We start from the raw sequence: 20029 nt of genomic DNA, 5'->3' as shown, positions 1-20029 counted from the left end.
GGGGTCAGAGTACTTGAAGCTGGTTTAACAACTTTGCCCCCGATTTATTCCCGCTACAAACCACTACTTCGGCTAACCCGCTTACTAATTGTTTGTGCCAGTATCTCACTATTGCCACATAACAAGGTGAATTGCTTTTTCGCCCGAGTAATACCGGTATAGAGTAATTCTCGGCTTAATATCGGGCTATTATCGGGTGGTAAGACTAAACAACAATGGCTAAATTCAGAGCCTTGCGATTTATGTACTGTCATAGCAAATACCGTGGCAATATCACTTAACCGACTCGGCAACACCCACTTTAAACTGCTATCGGCTAATTGAAATACCACTCGCAACTTGCCAGTACTGGCATCAAACAAGGTAATGCCAATGTCGCCATTCATTAAGCCTAAGCTGTAATTATTACGCTGCATCATAATCGGCCGGCCGTTGTACCATTGCTGGCTGCAATCTAATAAGCCTTCGGCCATTAACCAACGGCTAATTTGCTCATTCAGCCCTTCAATACCCCAGTCACCGCTGCGTAACGCGCACAATAATTGAAACTGAGTATAAGCGGCTAATACTGCTCCAGCCCATTGCTCGCTATCGCCGTAGTCAGCTTGGCGTTGTACTAGCTGTAAATAATGGCGATAACCTGCAACAACTACTGGCTGCAGGGCTTTAATCTGATTACCGGCTAATAAATTAATATCATCAAATTGGTTAAACAAATTAATCGCGCTGCTATCTCCGCGATTAACGGCAAAAGCTAACTGACCGATACCCGATTTAGCATCAAAGCGATGCGACTTTCTTAGCATCACCGTCGCTTGGTTAAGCTCTGTCCCCGCACCTTGCCAGGGGCTTAAATCACTGGCGGTAAAGGGTGCTAACAACGCCAGTGTTTGTGGTAAATACTGGCCTTTTTCGGCACCGCGACATAAGTCACCTAATACTGAGCCGGCTTCAACCGATGCTAATTGGTCTTTATCACCCAGCAGTATTAATCGGGCATGGCTAGGTAACGCTTGCAGCAAGGCTGCCATCATTTCTAAATCGACCATCGATGCTTCATCAACCACTAATACATCTAATGCTAATGGCTGCTCGGCATTATGTTTAAATTGGCGTCTATTTGGCATCGCGCCTAATAAGCGGTGCAAAGTTACCACTTCTGTTGGTATCGCAGCTTGAAAATCTGTAGGCAAGTTAGCAATAGCCCCACTGATGGACTCGGTTAAGCGCACCGCAGCCTTACCGGTGGGCGCAGCAAGCTTAATGGTTATTTTGCTTGCTGTACTTTGTAGCAATAAAGCCAGTAATTTAACGACCGTAGTAGTTTTGCCGGTCCCAGGGCCACCGGTAATAATGGCAAAATGGCGTTGTAGCGCCATAACACAAGCCAACTTTTGCCAGTCGGTTTCTTTTTGCTCATCTGCCGTAAACAGCTGGCTAATATTCTGCTTAACCTTATCGGTTAGGTTTATTTGTTGCTGCACCCGCTGACTAATTTGCTGCTTAACAATTTGCTCAGCTTGAAATAGCCGATGTAAATACAGTCTTTTTTCTGCCAACACTAAAGGCGCTATTTCGTTCTGTTTCAGCCACTCGCTGCTGGCTAATGCTTGTTCAATATCGGCTAAGCTGATTCCGGCTAAAATATGCGATGGCCTATCGGCAAAAAATTGTGAGTATTGATTTTGTGGCGGTAGGCTGAGCAAGCTATCTGGGTTTTTAATTAAATCTTGCAATAAAATACAGCTATGACCTCGGCCATATTGATGACATAACAAAGCACAAAGCAGCCAAACTAATGGGTTAGGCTCGGCCACCACTTGATTTAAAGTTAGTGGTAACTGCGCATCTAATGCGCGTAACCAACGTCTATCAACCCAGCGCTGTAATAACTGCTGCATAGCGGCCAGATCTTTTAAGCTAGCCGTTGCTGTTTTTAGTTTAGCCTCAGGTTCTGGCTCTGACGCAGCAAATAAATCAGTTTGCATTGGGCACCTCATTAGTAAGCATCGCCTCATTAGCAAGCTGCGCATCATTAGAAAAAAGCGCATCCAGCTGGGTTAATAAATGTTGCGTGGCCATAATATCCAACTGGCCATCTGCTGGAGCGCGCATAAACCAATATAAGGCGCCGCCTATATATTGCTCTGGTGCCGCTAAATAACCCGGTTGACGTTGCTTTAATAACCGATGCAACGCTAAAAGATATAATGCCGCTTGCACATCATATCGATGCTGTAAAAACATCTGCTGCATAGCTTCTTCGCTATAGGCGGCATCGTTAAGCCCCAACCAGTTAGATTTATAATCTAATACCCAATAACGGCCTTGGCTGTCTTGTAAGGTTAAATCGATAAAGCCTTTAAGCATGCCGTTTAACGTATCGGCTAATAATGCAGGTCTTGGTAGCTGAGGTAAAATAGCTTGGCTTATAATTCGGTCTAGCTTTAGTACGTCAACTTGTTTTGTTTCTACCCAAAACTCTAGCTCAGCGCGTTGTTGTTGCAGCTGTGACAAACTTAACGCTAAAGCAGTGATCGGTACTTGCAGCATTTCTTCAAACCATGGCTGCAATACCGGTTGCCAAGATTGCCAATTATGCCTTGGCAAATTTTGCTGTAAAATATCGGCTATCACTTCGGCATTGCAATGAGCAAAGCCATGCTGCTGAGCTTGCTCAAATAACTGATGCAAAAAAGTACCGGCTACCGCCCCGCGAGGGAAATCATGGATAGAGAGCTGCTGCTCACTTGTTACCATTGGCTCGTAAGCTTCTTCTTGGCGCAGTGAATCTAGCGCCGTATCGGCGGCTAAATCATTCGTTAGCGCTAAGCTTTGTAGCTCAGTATTACTAGTGTTAATACTATTGGCTTTACGCAGTGCCGAATAGCTAGCAATCCACCAGCGCTGGCGATTAACGGCTGAGCTTAAGCGCAGTGCGGGGTGTATCTCAGTTACCGCAGGGGGTGCTAATGCCGGTTGCGTATCCAATATTGCTTGCTGTTGCCAAGGTAAATCGGCTAAAGCCGCGGCTAACGTATGTTGGTCAACATCGGCGGTTAATTGTAATAAATAGCCAATCGCACTGGCGGCAATTTTACTGCTACTACCACGCCCTTCGCTATAAGCCGCTAAGCCTAACCAACAAGCATAAACCGGCCGAGTTAGCGCGACATATAATAGCCGAATATCCTCAAGCAAACGCTCGTGCTCAGCCTTTTCAATTGCGGCTTCGTCTGGGGTTAAATCTAACACCATTCTAGTGCCATCATAATAGCGCTGTGGCTTTTTAGCGTTGGCTGATTTAAAGCCACAAATAAAGGGTAAAAACACTAACGGATATTGTAAGCCCTTACTTTTGTGGATAGTAACTACTTGCACCAATTGCTGTTCGCTCTCTAAGCGCAGTTGTTGCTCTTCGGCACTATCGGGCTGTTCAATTTGCTCAGCTAACCAGCGAATTAACCCGGTTTCACCTTCACGCTGCTGACTTTCATGTTGTAATAGTTCGGCTAAATGCAGCACGTTGGTTAGGGTACGCTCGCCCTGCTCTTGGCTGAGCCATAAACTGGGTAAGCTAAAATAATGTAACCAGGCTTGTACTAACGCCAGCACGCCTTTATAGCGCCAGAGCAGTTTAAATTCGCGCACTTGCTCGGTTAACGCTTCCCATGCCGGTTCATTATTAAAATAGTGCTGTAATTTGGCATCGCTTTGACAAGACAAGGGTAAGGCTAATGCGGCCCGTAAAGCATTTTCATCTTCTATGTCATGACAGGCACGTAGCCAATATAGTAATGCCGTGGCTTCTGCGCTGGCAAAAATAGACTGGTTATCCGATAAATAAACCGAGCGAATTTGCCGTTTACTTAGCTGCTGCCTAACTAACGCGGCTTCGTTGCGATCTCGAACTAAAATGGCAATATCCGACGGCTGCACTGGCGTAAGCTGAGCTGCTTCTGTAACTACGTCTGTAACGTCAGTAAAACCGGCTTTACCTTGTTGAGCTTGCTGTAAAATTAAGGCAATTTGGTCGGCACAAGCTTCTGCCATTAGTTGCTGATAGGCGCCTTTCTTTAACTCCGCCGTTGGCGTATCGGCTAGCCAATAATTAACTGCGTCGACCTTGTGCTGCGCCAGACTAAAATGTTCGGCTTTACCCTGCGCTTTTACTGGTAAAAACGGCAACGGTGTAGCAGTGCTCTGATCTGTCTGTTCACTAGAACTAGCACCAAAGCCAAAGGCGCCTTCGCGCGTTTGCTCGGCGCGACTAAATAGCGCATTAACCGCCTCGACTAACGGCACAGTCGAGCGATAGTTAGTACTTAAATTATAATGTCGTTGCTCGGTTAAGCGCCGTGCTTGCAAGTAGGTATGTAAATCGGCCCCGCGAAAACTATAGATAGCCTGCTTAGGATCGCCAACCAAAATTAACGCCGTGTCTCGACTCTCGACTTCAGGATAAATAGCTCGGAAAATCGCAAATTGTATCGGATCGGTATCTTGAAACTCATCTACCATCGCAATGGGATATTGCTGGCGAATTCGCTCTGCTAGCACTTCACCACCGGGCGCATATAAAGCCTGATGTAAGTCGACTAACAAATCATTAAAATCGCGCTCGGCGCGTTGTTTTTTGCGCAGACTAAATTCAGCAGATAGCCATAGCGCAGCATGATGGCGCACATTGATACTAATTTCTGGTCTTTCGGCTAATAACATCACCGCCTGATCAAACAAGCTAAATATGCCATGCTGAGGCTGCGGTTGTTTTTTCTTGGTGCTGGCGGTTAAATTTTCTTGGCTAAATTTTTTTATGTAAGCCGCAAAGTCTGTTTGGCGCCAATTTAACTGACTAGGTTCAGCGATAATTAACTGCCACCAAGGTCGTTCTTGTTCTTGCCAGCTTTTGCTGCGAAATTTATTGCCATTAAGCCAACTATTTGCAAAAGCATCATCTAGTTGTGCTAAAGCTTCGTTGTCTATGCTTTGTTGCAACAATAAACACTGGGCATCCATAGCGTCGGCCCAAGCCGCTAACGGCTCGGCCGCTTCAGTCGGGCTAAGTGCTTTGGGTAAATCGTTGCCACTCACCGCAAAATGCAGGTTGTCGGCATCAGCTTGTAACCAAGGCCGGATATCCGCTAATAAACTTTCAGGCGATTTACTAATATTACCCAGCGCATGCAGTAAATTGGCATCTTGTAGTGGGTATAAAAAACAACGCCAATAATCACAGGCCAAGGTATGCAATAGCTGCTGATTATCATTAGTTAAGCTCTCACCAAAAGCTGCGCCGGAATCAAAAGCATGCTCGCTTAGCATGCGCTGACACCAACCGTGAATAGTAAAGACTGCCGCTTCATCCATCCATTGTGCCGCACGCTCTAATACCCCAGCGCAGCGAAAGTGTAATTCTGATGGATATTCAGCTAATAAAGCATTAATAAAGCTATCTGAGCTTTGATGCTGCTTAAACGCAAGCGAGGCTTCCACTAAGCGCGAACGAATACGATCCCGCAACTCAGCTGTGGCGGCTTTAGTAAAAGTTACTACCAGTATTTCTGGCGGTAATAACGAGCGACCAAAGGCCGTAGGCTCTTGATCGTGCCCTAACTCTTGTTCAGCCTGCAAGCGGCCATGACCTAGCACTAAGCGTAAATATAACGCAGCTAAGGTATAGGTTTTTCCGGTACCAGCACTGGCTTCAATTAATCGCGTGCCATGCAAGGCAAAGGTTAGCGGATTTAACGCTGTAACTGAATTATTCAACGTCAGACTCCTGCTCAGCTAATTTTGTATTTAATAATGGCTGATATAAATTCTCGGCCCATTCACTAAAGCCTGCCTGTTGCAGGCTAGCAAAATCAGGATAATAACGTTGTAATTCTGGGCTGTAATCACGCTCACCGCCCATCATATAGCCGCCTTCATAAATTTGCCGGCATTTTTCAGCGTCTTGGGTTTGCAACCAACATATCGCGGTTTTTGGCATCACCGGTAACGGTTGTTGAATTCCTTGCTGCCAATGCTGAACCAGTTGCTGTAACTGCGCCAAGGCTACATCTTGCTGTTGCGCCACTAATTGCACTTTGGCATCTAAACCATATTGTAAGGTGCTAACGGTTGCACCTTGCGCATTGGCCACTAATTGCTGCAACCAACTACTGCGCAAGGTATGCCAGCGGACTTGTTTTTTATCCAGAATGGCTGTTGGTCTAAGTAAAATAAGTGCTTGTTGATCCGCTGAAAGGTTTTCCTGTGTTAACCCTGCTTGAGTCAGCCCTGCTTGATACAGCTGAGTCAAAGTATCGTTAAGCTCAATACCGGCTAACTGTAGCGAAATAGCTAAGGGTTGCTCTGCTTTTTGCCACTGCACGCCATCAGCACGATAGCGATTAAACACCACTTCGGCCTCGCGTTGTAATTCCTCGGCGGTATCTTGGCCAAATAACGCTAGTGGTAGCTTGGCTTGCCGTGCTAACTGCGCTACTGCAGCCGTTAAATCTAAATCGGGCTGATGCAATAACTGTTGTAGCAACTGCTGCTTTAATTGATACAGCTGTAATCTGTCTAATACAAAAGGCTCATCGTCATTATTAATTAGCGCCGAGCCATAAAAGCGAGTTTTAAAGCGCTGGTTTAAATAATGCCGACACGGATTCGCCAAGAAATCATCTAATAGCCGTACGCTTAATACCGGTAACGCATCATCATAATTTGCAGTGGCGCTGCTTTCATCTGTTTGTTGCTCGGCCTGATGCGCCGCTTGCCATTCATAGGCATAGGTATGATATTCGTTATTAAAATAGCGCGGTGAAAAAGGCTGCAACGGATAGTGCTTGGTTAATGCTGCCATGACGGGCTGTTCTGAATGTTCTTGATCTGAGATTTGCTGCCAGCCGCTATTTAATACATCACCCAACTGACTAATAAGCACGCTTGGCGGTAGCTCGCTATTATTGCGAATATGCTTACCTACCCAGCTTAAATACAAGGCTTGGCGTGCGCTTAGAATAGCCTCTAAAAATAAAAATCGATCGTCATCACGCCGCGAGCGATCGCCAGGTCGATAATCATTGGCCATTAAGTCGAAATCGTCAGTTTGTCGAGTACGCGGATATTCACCGTCATTTAAACCCAGTAAATACACGCGTTTAAACGGAATGGCCCGCATGGGCATTAGGGTAGAAAAGGTTAAGCTACCGGCTAAAAAGCGCTGGCTTAACCCTGATTCACTCGCTTGCTCTAACCAAGCTTCACGAAGTACTGCAAGGCTTATGTCGCCGCTAAAATCGCCGCTAATACCGGCATCGACTAACTGCTGCATGGCATCGGCTAATCGACCATAAATGAGTTGATCTTGGTCGGTAGTAAAATCAAATACATTACTTAATAATCCCGGATCGGCAAACAGCACTTGCTGCCATTGCGCTAAGCTGCGATCTGACTTTTCGGCCAGTACTTGATGCCAATGCTTGAGCTGCTGAATAAATTGCAATAATGGCCCAAGTTCGGCGGCGGCTAAACCGGCTACATCGGCATAAGGGGCGCGGCCTTGCCATTGCTCAACATCACCTAATGCAAAGCCTAGCAACATCCTTTCAATACCAAACATCCAACTATAGTTATCCGCCAGTTGATCTAAGCCTAAACTGGCGCGCTGCTCGCCATCTAGTCCCCAGCGTACACCGGCTTCATTTAACCATAAGCGTATTTGCGGTAAGGCCTCAGCATTAATACCAAAGCGGCGCTGAATAGCCGGTACATCCAGTAAGTCGCTAATTTCAGTTAAGGTAAAACGCTGCTCTGGTAACTGCAGAATATATTCCAAAGCCACCATTAATGGCTGGCTACCGCGTAAGCTTTGATCGGCTAAGGTGTAAGGTAAAAAGCGTTTATCATCGCGATTTAAGCGGCCAAACACGGCGTGAATATGGCTTTGATACAGGCTGATATCCGGCGTCATAATAATAATATCGCGCGGTAATAAGCTGCTATCACTGGCGAATTGGCTGAGTAAGTTATCTTGTAGTATTTCTACTTCGCGCTGGCGGCTATGGGCGACATGAAAGCTTATACTGGTATCTTCTGCGCTTAATAATCGCGGTGTTACTGGCGTCGCATTAAGCTCTAGCATATCTTGCTGTAATTGTTGTAATAACGGCAAAGTAGCCACATCTGCTACGGGCTCGGAGAATAAGTCGATACGGTCGTTAAACCAATGCTGATAACGCTCGGGCTGATCAAATTGATCCAATAAACTAATATAATCTCGGCCTTGTTTACCTAAACTAGCTAGCAATATTGGTGCATGTAAATACAGCTCATCGGCATCCAGCACTTCAGGCAGACCCGGTTTACGCTGATGGCGTTTTTGTAAGCCGCGCATATCATCTTTAATGCTACTAATATCACCCCAAAAATGCCGACACGGATTAAGCACGGTTAATAATACTTGGCGTTGTGAGCCTAGCGCTGCTAGCAATTCTAAGGATTGTTGGGCTAATGATGACACGCCAAATACCACGATGCGCTCGGGTAATAAATCGGGTCGAGCTAACTGCCCCTGCTGTAACGCAGCTAAGGCTTTATTATGCACATCGGCTCGGCTTGAATACGCTAAGTCGCCGGCCGTTCTGGCAATATCTTGCTGTAATAAACGCCATAAAGCGGGTTGCCATAGTTGATCTTCGGGCACTGCTTTTAATGGGACGCGGCTTAAAATATCTTCGCCACTGCGCCATTGCTGTAGCCAATCGGCACGATACACTTGATATTGGTCAAATAAATCAGCTAAACGTAAAGCTAACTGATAGCTTTTTCTGCCATCAATGTCTTGCTGTAAATAACGGTTTAACGGCTCAAACACGGGTTCGGTTAATTGTGTTAACAAGCCTAAAATGCGCCAACTTAAGTTGTTTTTGTCATAGGGTAAGCTTTTTGGAATAGCTTCACCCAATACGGCGCGATATAACTGCCAAACAAACTGATTGGGTAATTCAACCTGCAAACCCGCTGCGATACCAGGATGGCCATTGGCTGTTTCGGCCAACGCCATTTTTAGCCACTGGGCGATACCATTACTTTGCACCAATATTTCTTCAGTACCCAGTACCGATACTGGATGAGAGCTTAACCATTGCACCAGTAACTCACGTAGCGTTTCTAATTGATTACTATGGATCACCACAAAACCAGGCTGCAGCATGCTAAATCTCTACTAAAACAGGATACTAGCAGGTTAGCACAGCCACTGTATTTTGAGAACGTATCACAGCGGCAAATAAAACCAGCAAAAAAAAGACCTACTAAGCAGTAGGTCTTTAATTTTGTTTAAACAGCGGGTTTTAATTCTACTTAAACAGCAACTTAAGCAGCAGCTTTAAAAACCAACGTAAACAGCAAACATCAACATTAAGCCGGCCATCACCGCAAAGATAGCCACTAGTGGCGCGATAAAACGGGCCCATTGCGTCCAGCCTACTTGTGCTGTGGCTAAGTAAGCTAATAACGTACCTGAGGTTGGCGTGATCATATTGGTAATACCATTACCAAACAAAAATGCTAGCACTGTACTTTGCCCTGAGACACCGGCTAATTGGCCCATAGGGCCTAAAATCGGCATGCTTACCGCTGCCTGGCCTGAAGTAGAAGGGATCATCACATCCAATAGCAGTTGCGAACCAAACATGCCGACAACAGCAACATAAGCATTATCTTCACCGACTAAGTTAACTAGGCCATGCACCACACTGTCTAATACTTTGCCGTTTTCTAAGGTAATAGCGATGGCCATAGCGACGCCGATTAAAATACTGGCGAGCAAGATTTTTTTCATGCCACTAACAAAAGCATCGGCAGCTGCGCTCGCGCCCATACCACTAATAATGGTCAGAATAATACTTAAGCCCAAGTAATACGCGGTTAATTGCTGGTTATGCCATTGCCAAGTGGTCGAGGCATAAACTAAGCCGCCTACCCCTGCCAGTAAAGTTAAAAGCAATAACAAATGACGCGTGCTTAAGCGTTTATTACAGACTTCATGCTTAGGTTGATCGGCAAAGCCAACTTTTTTAATCACCAACAGCATAAAGCCAATACCGACCACCAAGAAACAAACAAAGAATAGTGCGCGCATGCCAGCACCACTAAATACCGGCAAGCCTAATAATGGCTGGGCTATGGTTAACGGCAAAGGGTTAGTAATAGACGATAAATAGCCGACTTTAACCGCAACAGTTACGATGGCTAAGCCGATAATGGGCTGCATGCCTAAGCGGCGTACTAGCTCAACCATTAACGGGATAATGAGTAAGTACTCTGAGGCTAAGCCTAAAAAGGTGCTACCTAAAGCGAAAATGGTCATTAAAAATATCACTAGACCATACACATTGCCCTGCACCATATTCAGTAAGCGCTCTAGCCCAGCATCAACCGCACCTGAAGCATTAAGAATACCAAACATGCCGCCAATCACCAGCACCATAAAAATTAAGCCAGCGCCTCGCTGCAAGCCCTGTGGTATGGCCATTAATACATCAACCGCTCCCACCGGCCGCGCCTCGCCTACAGGTGCTTGTTTAACACTGCCAAATATGTGGCTAACAGAGCGATCTTTTTCAATGGTTTGATAACTGTTTGCTACCACTAAGCCGTTTTCACGCTGATAACTGCCTGAATCAAATACATAGGTTAGTACTGCGGCGATAACTAAAATAAACAGTAATACCACTATTGGGTTACGCGCTTTAGGTTTAGCAAGAACCGGCGAACTGGTATCAACCTTGGGCTGCGACATAATAATTCCTTAGCTTTTTTTAGTTAATGCTGATTTATTTAATGTTGATAAACGAATATTTAAGGAGCTACCCTTAATTAAAAAACCGAACATAAATCAGCTTCAATATATGCCAACATATTTGTGGTTAACAACTGTAAGTTACGCTGTAATTCGACAAAACCTAGGTGCTTACTAAAACCGGATTCGTCCATATATAAATGGCGATTTATTTCAATTTGAATGCTATGCCGACGCTGGGTAGGATTAGCATAACACTGGGTTAAATAGCCGCCTTTATACGGCTGATTTAAACTAACCTGATAACCCATGGCTTGTAAGCTTTCGACGATAACGTTAGTAAAGCCGGCACTGGCTGACTCGCCATCACGGTTGCCAATAACAAAATCTGCTCGGGCGGTGCCAGCATCTATGTTCATGGCATTGCCTTTAGATTTCATCGAATGGCAATCAACATGCCACACTGCACCAAATTCTTGGTGACGCTGATCTAATAATTGCTTTAATCGCTGATGATACGGCTGATAATAACGCGCCAAACGCTGCTGCACATCCTTTACCGCTAAAGGCTTGGCATACATGGCTTGGCCAGGTAGCGCCCATTGGCGTAATAATCCCATACCGCGCTCACTATAGGCCGTCGGATTCAGCGCCGTTGGCCAAGCACCCTCTAACATAATATGCGGAATATCATCCGGTGCCCGGTTTAAATCTATATACATCCGCGATACGGTTGCCGCTAATACCGCTGCACCTTGCTCGGTGCTCGGTTGCCATAGCTCATCAACAAAAGCGTCCCAACCGGTTTTCATTTGGCTAACGCTAGCCAGCGGTGCAAAGTCTGCTGGCAATACCATACCGCTATGTGGTGAGTCGAAAACTAACGGCTGCACATGCTGCTGTGGTAAGTGTAATACATAGCTTTCGCTATTTTCAGTCTTCATAAGTCAGGCTTCATAAATAAGAGTCTAAGGCTATGGCAACATCATTGTCGCCATAGCCAGAAGTAACTAGTGTCTAGTAAATAGGGCCCATTAATACTGGTAGCTAAGCTGCATATAAACAAAGCGACCTACAGCATTATAAGTTTGCTGATCAAAGTTAATGTTCAGGTTTACTAACGACACTGGAGGCTGTTTATCAAACAGGTTATTTACGCCAACCCGTAACGATAAGCCTTGCTCAAATTTATAGCCACCAGACACACCGTGATAAGTCACCGAGCCGATATGGCGTGGCGAATTAGCATAGGTTTCAGTACTGTCGCCGATATAACGTAAGTTATAAGCCGCTGACCAAGCATCATGTTGCCATTGTGCTGTTACGCCACCGCGCCATTCTGGATATGACTCACGTGAGCCCGCAGTACCGGCTTTATCTAACGATACGGTGCTACCATCGGCTAATGTAGACACTTCTAATAACTTGGTTAACTTGCTAACACTGGTGCTGAAATTCCAACGACCATAATCAGTATCAATTTTATAGCGCACTACCGCATCAACACCTGACACTTCTGTACCGTTTAAGTTAACCGGGCCATCATTTACATTGAGGATTTCACCGTTAGCTGCACGGCGAATCACGTTACAGTTTCTACCGGTAAAGGCACATAAATCAATCAGATTCTGGGTACCAAAGGTACTGATAGTGTTATCAATTTTAATGTTGTACCAATCAGCTGTTACACTAAAATTAGCCAGCTGTTCCGGCGTATAGACAAAACCTACTGAGCGGTTAATAGAGGTTTCTGGGGTTAACTGTAAATTACCGCCAACGGTAATAGGCACGTTGGATTCATTTTGCACATATGCAGCGGGTACACCGGCACAACCTGGTAAAGCACTATTGGCAGAACAAGGATCATTAACCGCTGAGAACGACTCGCGCTCACCTTCATACAGCTCTAATAACGATGGCGCACGGAAGCCTTCAGCCCACGTCGCACGCAGCATTAAGTCAGTTACTGGACGATAAATTAAACCGACTTTACTATTGGTAGTGTTACCAAAGGTGCTGTAGTCAGAGAATCGCGTGGCCAAGTTTAATTCTAAATATTTAGCTAAGGTAACGTCAGCTAACAACGGCACATTAAATTCAGCATAGGCTTCGTATAAATCATACTCGCCAACAGTACCGGTACGTGGTGAAGAAGACGTAGCGCGATAGCTGTTTACCCGTGGGTCAGAGTTAATAATGTCATCTGGCGTATCAGTGCCCTTCTCTTTACGATACTCAGCACCGGCTGCCATTAGTACGTCACCGGCTGGTAATTCAAAAATAGCATTGGTTAAGTTAAACCGACCATGCAACTGCTCAGTTTGGTTAGTATCATGGCCAGTAAAGTTAATATAATTAACCATGTCATCGGTGAGTGGGTTAAACAGGTTTACCGGCACACAACCCGCCTGTAAGTCACTAACATCTGCGGTAATACCGCTGGCATCACAAGCACGCATGCCTAAAGCCAGTTTGTCTAAGTGCAGTTGATTATATGAAGTAAATTCACCCTTATTTTGCGCCCAAGAAGCAAACGCATCCCAACGCCAATCGCCCGGCAAATAACCTTCAATACCTAAACCAACACGGCTAGTTTTAACGCTTTGCTCGTTACGACGCAGGCCATTATCGGTAAAAAAGTTATTGGCCACAAAGTCGCTGCCCGAAAACTCAACGCCAAAAGGGTTTACTGTTGGATCATTCGCGATAACAAAGCCTCGGCTACCGCGCACGGTTGGAATTACCGCCGAAAATTGCTGATCTGAAGTACGTTCGTTATACAGCGCCTCAACCCGAACTTGGGTATCTTGGAATATACCAGCGTCGGGTAGCACAAATACGCCTTGGGCAAATAAGCTCATGCGCTCACTTGGGCCCACGACATAGTTATCATGGTAACGGTTAAATCTGTCTTCGCTTGTGGCTGGACGCCAGCTGGCTAAGTCAGCGCCATTACTATTTGGCTCACGCGTAATGCCTTCTTTAGGGATAGGGAAACCGATAACCCCTTGCAGGTTTTTTTCGGTAAATAAGCCCTCAGCAGTACCTAACGAAATACCGTTTAACGGCACTGCGGTTAATGCCCGATCTTGGGTCATAATAGGCTTTTGCTTAGCAAAGCTGGCGGCAAACATTAAGTTATGCTCGCCAAAATCATGGCCAATTAAGGCATCAAAATTGACGGTTTCACGATCGCTTTTACTGGTTTGGCCGTAATAGGCATTGAGCTTAGCGCCAGCAAAATCTTTTACGGTTTGAATATTCACTACGCCAGCTATGGCATCGGCGCCATAAATCGCAGTAGCACCATCTTGTAACACTTCAACGTTACTAATAATGGCATATGGAATAGTATTTAAATCAACAAAGTCACGAAAGCCACGGCTACCGGCGCCATTGACCCAGCGGTTACCATTAACCAATACTAACGAGCGGTTTTCGCCCAAGTTACGTAAGTTAATGCTTGCCGTACCATGACTAGTACCGGCACTACCATTATCATTTAAGCTGCCACCAACAGAAGGCATTTCTTGTAATACTTCACCGATAGACACGGCGCCTTTAACGTCCATATCATCTTTATTAATGGTTTGAATTGGGCTGCCTTCTGTCTCACCACGACGGGTAATGCGAGAACCAGTAACCGAAATCACTTCAATTTTGCTTTCTGTTGCGCTGTCTTCTTGCTGCTGTGCCATTGCTGGTGTGGCGACTACTGCACTAGCACCAATCATCGCTAACATTATCGCAGATAAGTTATATCGTTGTTTCATTGCTTTACCCCGTTGCCTGTAACAGATTGTTGTTTTATTGCTTAGAAAACTAGCAAAGCAAAACAAGTCATGCAATATTATGATTAATGGTCATACAGTCATAACATAACGTTATAGATGTGCTGATTGAAAATATCGTGTTAAAGGAAGGGTTTATGCTCAATTTAAAAAGTTTGCAGAGTTTTCGCGCCATTATGCAAACCGGTTCGGCCACGGCAGCTGCTAAACAAATGGGCTTAACCCAACCCGGCATAAGCCGATTATTGGCTTCATTAGAGCAATCTGTTGGCTATGCCTTATTTTATCGAGAACACAGCCGGTTAATTCCTACTGACGAAGCGTTGCGCTTAAGGGCAGAAATTGAATTATTACTTAATAACGCCGATCGCTTTTTAGCTCTAGCCCGTAACTTACGTAAATTTGATGCCGGCTCACTGACTATAGTGGCGCCAGCCAGTTTTAGCTCCGGGCCCTTAGCCGATGCCGTCGCCAGCTTTATGGCGGTACATCCGGCGGTTTCAATTAGTATCGATAGCCAAAGCCCACAACAAGCACGGGAATTAGTCGCTCAACGTTCAATAGACTGTGGCTTTACTCAGCTACCTGAGCAGCATCCTGGTTTAATTTGCTACCCTATTTTAAAAAGCGCTTTAGTGTGTGCCGTACCCAGTCAGCATCCTTTAGCGCAGCAAACAAGTATTCAGCTAGCCCAATTATGCAGTGAGCCTTTAGTATTATTAGGTAAAGGTCGCCCTTCACGACAAAATTTAGAACAATTCTTTCAAAGCGAAGGCATTACACCCCAGGTGAAAATTGAAACCCATAATATCGCCACAGCGTGCGCTTATGTTAAACGGCAGCAAGGCATTGCTATTATTAACAAAATATTAGCTGAGCAGTATGTAGATAAGGATATGCGCTTAATTCCATTAACTAACACCATTTCTCATGAATATGGTTTTATTCACTCGGCTCATGCACCCATGTCGCGTTTAGTGAAAGCCTTTTATCAGCATTGTTTAAACTTCTTTAATACCGAAGAGCAGTAAAGCTAATTAGCCGCCACTAAGCCTAGAATGCTATAGTGGTTTCATAATGCAATTAAAAGTGTAATTCAATTAGTGGTTGCTATTAACAGCCCGAAATATAGGATTTAACATGGATAAAATTTATCATATTGGTACCGTCGGCCAGCCTTGGGGCGCCCCAGAAAAAGCCCAATGGTTAGCCGAGCAAGATATTAAACGTAGTTTTTTCAGCGAAGTATTACCGGAAATTGAAGCCTTAGCCGACCAATTTACTTTGGTTAAATACGGCAAGCTAGATTATGAAGCGGTATGCGGTAAAACTTATCCACTGTATGCGGTTAAAAGTCGTGATTGGCAATCATTTAAACCCACTATTTTAGTCACCGGCGGTGTGCATGGTTACGAAACCAGTGGTGTGCATGGTGCTCTGCGTTTTTTACAAACCAAAGCGTCCCATTATAGCCCGCACTTTAATATCGTGGTTATTCCCTGCATTAGCCCTTGGGGTTATGAAACCATTAACCGTTGGAACCCAGACGCTATCGATCCTAATCGTAGCTTTGGTCAAGACGGCAAAGCCATTGAAGCATTAGAGGCCAAGCAATACTTGCAGTCATTAGACACTGACTTTGCTTTGCATATTGATTTGCATGAAACCACCGACAGCGATAACAGTGAGTTTCGCCCCGCCAAAGCGGCGCAAGATGGCAAAGTAAACCATAATTGGAATATTCCAGATGGTTATTACACCGTAGACGACAGCGAGCATCCAAGCCCAGCGTTGCAAAAAGCCATTATTGATGCGGTGGCTCAAGTTACCCATATTGCCGAAGCTGACGAAAACGGCCGCTTAATTGGCGAGCCCATTCAACAGCCTGGCGTAATTAACTATGCTAAAGCCTCATTAGGCTTATGTGGCAGCGTAACTAACGCACCGTTAGTGAGCACCACAGAAGTGTATCCAGACAGCCCAAGCGCCACGCCAGAGCAATGTATTCAAGCTCAAGTCGCCGCAGTTTGTGGTGCGTTAGATTACTTGTTAAGCCTTGGCTGATAACAGCTATACCCACGCCGACACGCTGTGCCCCCTTNCTTGGGGGCTCTTTGCTGCCCGTCCGGGGCACCAAGGGTCGACTTAGGGTATAGCTGTTTACGCATCAAGTCTGATTTTCGCTAATTCCAATCATCTACTATTAGTTCTATATGGCCCTGAAAGCCTGGTTTGGCGTTAACATCTGTGCCAACAGGTATACACACTTTTCGTAGGCCGTTTTCTTCGGTTATTTCTGCTGGGTGAGGCGCATTTCCGATACCGTCTTGAAGTGAAACTCCGTAGCGAATGGTTTTATCCCGTATGGCCAAAGTGATATGTTCTTGGTACATAAAGCCTTCAAAATGCTCATCAAACCAGAACTTGCGGTTAATTTCGAATAGCGGAATACGTACACCGAAATCAATCATAAACATTAAGGCTTGATCAGATGCTTGCCGTGCGTCTTTGGTTAGATAACCGGTGAATAAATAGACCGGTTTTTGTTCATTAATCAATTCGTTAAAAGTGCGTAATAGCGCTGATGCATGATTATACCGTCGTTCATTTAAAACGTAGTTTGGCCCAGCCCGCACACCGGTAACGGTATCAAAATAATAAGAGCCTCTAACCTCGTCGCCGTTATCATATCGCTGTTTCACCCCTGGCGGCAGATCGACTTTTTTAACCTGTAGCTTGGCGGTTATTCGTATTGACCCGAACAAAAACCGCCTAAGGTTTTGATAACCTGACTCCGAGTTTACTAAACCAAAAGTACCAGAATGGCTACGATAGGCTACCGAACGAGGCGCGTCTTCAACATAAGCGTTAGCCATCATCACCAGCCCATCGCTGGCTGGCCCCGTTGCCTGCTTAGATAAGTTAAAAAACGCATTATAATCTTTATAGTTTGAACCGATAAAACAGAAACAGTTTTCGGGTTCAAAGGCACCGTCGAGCGAGTTCACTGCCACCGACTTTTTGCTTATTTTCAAATATTCACGCATTCGACCGCGGTCAAAGTTAGATATTTGAAAGCGATCAAGTGGTCCTAGGTCTGGCACGTTAAATCCCATCACCTCAATGCCATTATGCGGGGTACCATAGGTAAACATTTTATCCACTAAATGCGGGCTAGGGCCTTTTTTAGCTAACTCTAATCCATTGCTATCAAAGCCCGCAGGTGCGCCGTGACGACAAATGTTTTGCAGATAACACCGACAAACTAAGCCGCCCATTGAATGCGCCACTAAGTGCACTTTAAAAGCGGCCTTTTTAACCGGATCATCACCACAAGTGGCTGAACGCACACGAAGAATAAAGCAGCGTAAATCCAGCGCAAACTGTTCCATGCAAACCCGTTCGCCGTTGCCGAGCAAATCGGATGCGCGCTCATAATAACGAAACACCCAGATTGAACGTGTTTGCGCTGCATCGGGCTTATCTAGATAACCCCCGCTTTGAAACGCATCTACATATTGATGATCTTTAATCAGTCGCAACAGCGGGGATTCAAAGATAAACGATACCGGTTTGCATTGATGATCTTGGCGCAGTACTGATGAGCCTCGATTAAAGCCCATGTAAGGATCTGCGGTTGTTTCGTCTATCTCTGACATGGTTGCGGCAAAACCCCGCACATAAATAATCGGATAGTAAGGTGCCTGCATGCTGGTATTAGTGGTGTTGGTCGTCATTACACATCCCCCGCCGGATTTGCCACAACGCTTTGTTGTAAACTTACCGACTAAAGTAGTTAAGCCACATTGATAACTGTGATCACCGTTAACTGCTTTGGTGGAGTTAGAATTATAGTCCAATTCTGTGCAGACGAATTCATTTACTGCCTAAAAGCACACCATGACTTAGCATAGTGATTTTCAAGCCACTAGATTCATCTTATGCTCGCGCCGTGCTAACCTTAGTTAATTTTCATCTCAACTAAGATTTTTTAATGAATGCAAAAACTCCATTACTCGTTTCCGGCTCTACCGGTATACCTCTTGCCATAATTGCCACTCAAGACTATACAAAATGGCACGAGCAACAGCCTACCGCTCAGCAGAATTGGCTTAAAGCCACCCATTTCCCAGGCAAAGGCTTAAGTGTTATCCCTAATAACGACGGCCAAATTGGCCAAGTGATTTATGTTAGCGATACTCCTGATGCTTATTGGGTTTGTGGCGATATCGTTAACCAATTACCTGCCAATCAATACTTACTTAAGGCCAGCGACGCCCAGTGTCAGGTGGCGGCTTTTAGTTGGGCGCTAGGCGCTTACAAATTCGACCGCTATAAGAAAAACACTAAGCAATACCCACAGTTAGTTATTGATAACCCTGAATTAGTCGCCAGCACTTTGCAGTTAGTACGCTCAGTCACTATTGTACGCGATTTAGTGAATACCCCTGCAGCCGATATGATGCCGCAACATTTAGGCGACACCATGCAAGCGTTAGCCGATGAGTTTGGCGCTAAAGTGACTCAGATCATTGGTGATGAACTGCTGGAACAGAATTATCCAACCATCCATATGGTCGGTCGCGCCAGCGAGAATTTACCGCGCCTTATCGATTTAACTTGGGGTGATGAAAACGCGCCTAAAGTGACGCTGGTAGGTAAAGGTGTCTGTTTTGATTCTGGCGGTTTAGATCTTAAACCCGGCGCTGGCATGCGCTTAATGAAAAAAGATATGGGCGGCGCAGCCCATGTTATCGGTTTAGCCCACCAAATTATGGCCACTAATTTACCGGTTCGCTTACGGGTATTAGTACCCGCGGTTGAAAATGCCGTATCGGCCAACGCCTTTCGCCCCGGCGATGTGATTACTACCCGCAAAGGCTTAACCGTTGAAATTGATAACACCGACGCCGAAGGCCGTTTAGTATTATGTGATGCCTTAGCCGAGGCTAGTGATGACAAGCCAGACTTAATTATCGACTTTGCCACCTTAACCGGCGCCATGCGTGTCGCGTTAGGTACTGAATTACCAGGTTTTTTTAGCAATGACGATAAAGTAGCTGCCGACATAACCGCAGCGGGTTTAAAAGTTGAAGATCCGGTGTGGCGCATGCCGTTGCATAAGCCTTACTTCGACCAAACTGGTAGCGATATTGCAGACTTAGCCAACTGTGGCAAAACACCGTTTGGTGGCGCTATCACTGCCGCTTTATACTTAGAAGCTTTTGTTGATAGCAATATCAGCTGGAGTCACTTCGATATTATGGCTTGGAACAACCGCGCCCTACCTGGCCGGCCCGTTGGTGGTGAAGCCTTTGGTATTCGCGCCGTGTTTGAATACTTACAACAACGCTTTGATAAGTAGTTACTCGCGTAAACCCGTAATTATAAAGCCCAAGCTGTTATTTCAGCTTGGACTTTTTTTATTCATTTAACT

The 20029-nt window shown here is 45.4% G+C and carries 10 protein-coding genes; 3 read left to right on the top strand and 7 right to left on the bottom strand.

What is annotated here, in order from left to right:
* Positions 1 to 53: 53 nt before the first annotated feature.
* From recD to BI198_RS03240, 6 genes are all read right to left on the bottom strand, one after another.
* Positions 54 to 1988, bottom strand: coding sequence for an exodeoxyribonuclease V subunit alpha (gene recD / locus BI198_RS03265; protein ID WP_083256542.1), 1935 nt, complete (start codon positions 1986 to 1988; stop codon positions 54 to 56).
* A complete protein-coding gene (gene recB, locus BI198_RS03260) occupies positions 1978 to 5772 on the bottom strand; it encodes an exodeoxyribonuclease V subunit beta (protein WP_070048264.1) in 3795 nt (1264 codons plus the stop codon). Before recB ends, recD begins: the two co-directional genes overlap by 11 nt.
* Complete coding sequence (gene recC, locus BI198_RS03255; RefSeq protein WP_070048263.1) at positions 5765 to 9211, bottom strand: exodeoxyribonuclease V subunit gamma; 3447 nt, start codon at positions 9209 to 9211, stop codon at positions 5765 to 5767. Before recC ends, recB begins: the two co-directional genes overlap by 8 nt.
* 174 nt (positions 9212 to 9385) lie before the next feature.
* Complete coding sequence (locus BI198_RS03250; protein WP_070048262.1) at positions 9386 to 10801, bottom strand: YfcC family protein; 1416 nt, start codon at positions 10799 to 10801, stop codon at positions 9386 to 9388.
* 77 nt (positions 10802 to 10878) lie between these two features.
* Complete coding sequence (locus tag BI198_RS03245) at positions 10879 to 11745, bottom strand: N-formylglutamate amidohydrolase (RefSeq protein WP_070048261.1); 867 nt, start codon at positions 11743 to 11745, stop codon at positions 10879 to 10881.
* Positions 11746 to 11835: 90 nt separating this feature from the next.
* A complete protein-coding gene (locus tag BI198_RS03240; protein WP_070048260.1) occupies positions 11836 to 14574 on the bottom strand; it encodes a TonB-dependent receptor in 2739 nt (912 codons plus the stop codon).
* Between the two features lie 155 nt (positions 14575 to 14729).
* On the opposite strand from BI198_RS03240, the gene BI198_RS03235 reads away from it, so the two are divergent.
* On the top strand, positions 14730 to 15623 hold the full coding sequence (locus BI198_RS03235) for a LysR family transcriptional regulator (RefSeq protein ID WP_070048259.1): 894 nt from the start codon (positions 14730 to 14732) through the stop codon (positions 15621 to 15623).
* 109 nt (positions 15624 to 15732) lie between these two features.
* Positions 15733 to 16656 carry a M14 family metallopeptidase gene (locus tag BI198_RS03230; RefSeq protein WP_070048258.1) on the top strand — a complete coding sequence of 308 codons (924 nt, stop codon included), beginning with the start codon at positions 15733 to 15735 and terminating at the stop codon, positions 16654 to 16656.
* Between the two features lie 119 nt (positions 16657 to 16775).
* On the opposite strand, the gene BI198_RS03225 is transcribed toward BI198_RS03230, so the two are convergent.
* Positions 16776 to 18329, bottom strand: a complete 1554-nt coding sequence (locus BI198_RS03225) for an esterase/lipase family protein (RefSeq protein ID WP_070048257.1) — start codon at positions 18327 to 18329, stop codon at positions 16776 to 16778.
* A 257-nt stretch (positions 18330 to 18586) separates the two neighbouring features.
* Between BI198_RS03225 and BI198_RS03220 the strand changes: the two genes are divergently transcribed.
* Complete coding sequence (locus BI198_RS03220) at positions 18587 to 19957, top strand: leucyl aminopeptidase family protein (RefSeq protein WP_070048256.1); 1371 nt, start codon at positions 18587 to 18589, stop codon at positions 19955 to 19957.
* The last annotated feature ends 72 nt before the right edge of the window (positions 19958 to 20029 follow it).

The organism is Rheinheimera salexigens, assembly GCF_001752395.1.
GTDB lineage: Bacteria > Pseudomonadota > Gammaproteobacteria > Enterobacterales > Alteromonadaceae > Alishewanella > Alishewanella salexigens.
Note: the sequence above shows the minus strand (reverse complement) of the source record. Positions and strands in the feature narration are given on the sequence as shown.

Bases quoted from the DNA above. Each gene is read 5' to 3' on its own strand.
- BI198_RS03245 (WP_070048261.1), bottom strand. From the start codon at position 11,745: ATGAAGACTGAAAATAGCGAAAGCTATGTATTACACTTACCACAGCAG.
- BI198_RS03230 (WP_070048258.1), top strand. From the start codon at position 15,733: ATGGATAAAATTTATCATATTGGTACCGTCGGCCAGCCTTGGGGCGCC.
- BI198_RS03240 (WP_070048260.1), bottom strand. From the start codon at position 14,574: ATGAAACAACGATATAACTTATCTGCGATAATGTTAGCGATGATTGGT.
- BI198_RS03225 (WP_070048257.1), bottom strand. From the start codon at position 18,329: ATGACGACCAACACCACTAATACCAGCATGCAGGCACCTTACTATCCG.
- BI198_RS03220 (WP_070048256.1), top strand. From the start codon at position 18,587: ATGAATGCAAAAACTCCATTACTCGTTTCCGGCTCTACCGGTATACCT.
- recC (WP_070048263.1), bottom strand. From the start codon at position 9,211: ATGCTGCAGCCTGGTTTTGTGGTGATCCATAGTAATCAATTAGAAACG.
- recD (WP_083256542.1), bottom strand. From the start codon at position 1,988: ATGCAAACTGATTTATTTGCTGCGTCAGAGCCAGAACCTGAGGCTAAA.
- BI198_RS03250 (WP_070048262.1), bottom strand. From the start codon at position 10,801: ATGTCGCAGCCCAAGGTTGATACCAGTTCGCCGGTTCTTGCTAAACCT.
- BI198_RS03235 (WP_070048259.1), top strand. From the start codon at position 14,730: ATGCTCAATTTAAAAAGTTTGCAGAGTTTTCGCGCCATTATGCAAACC.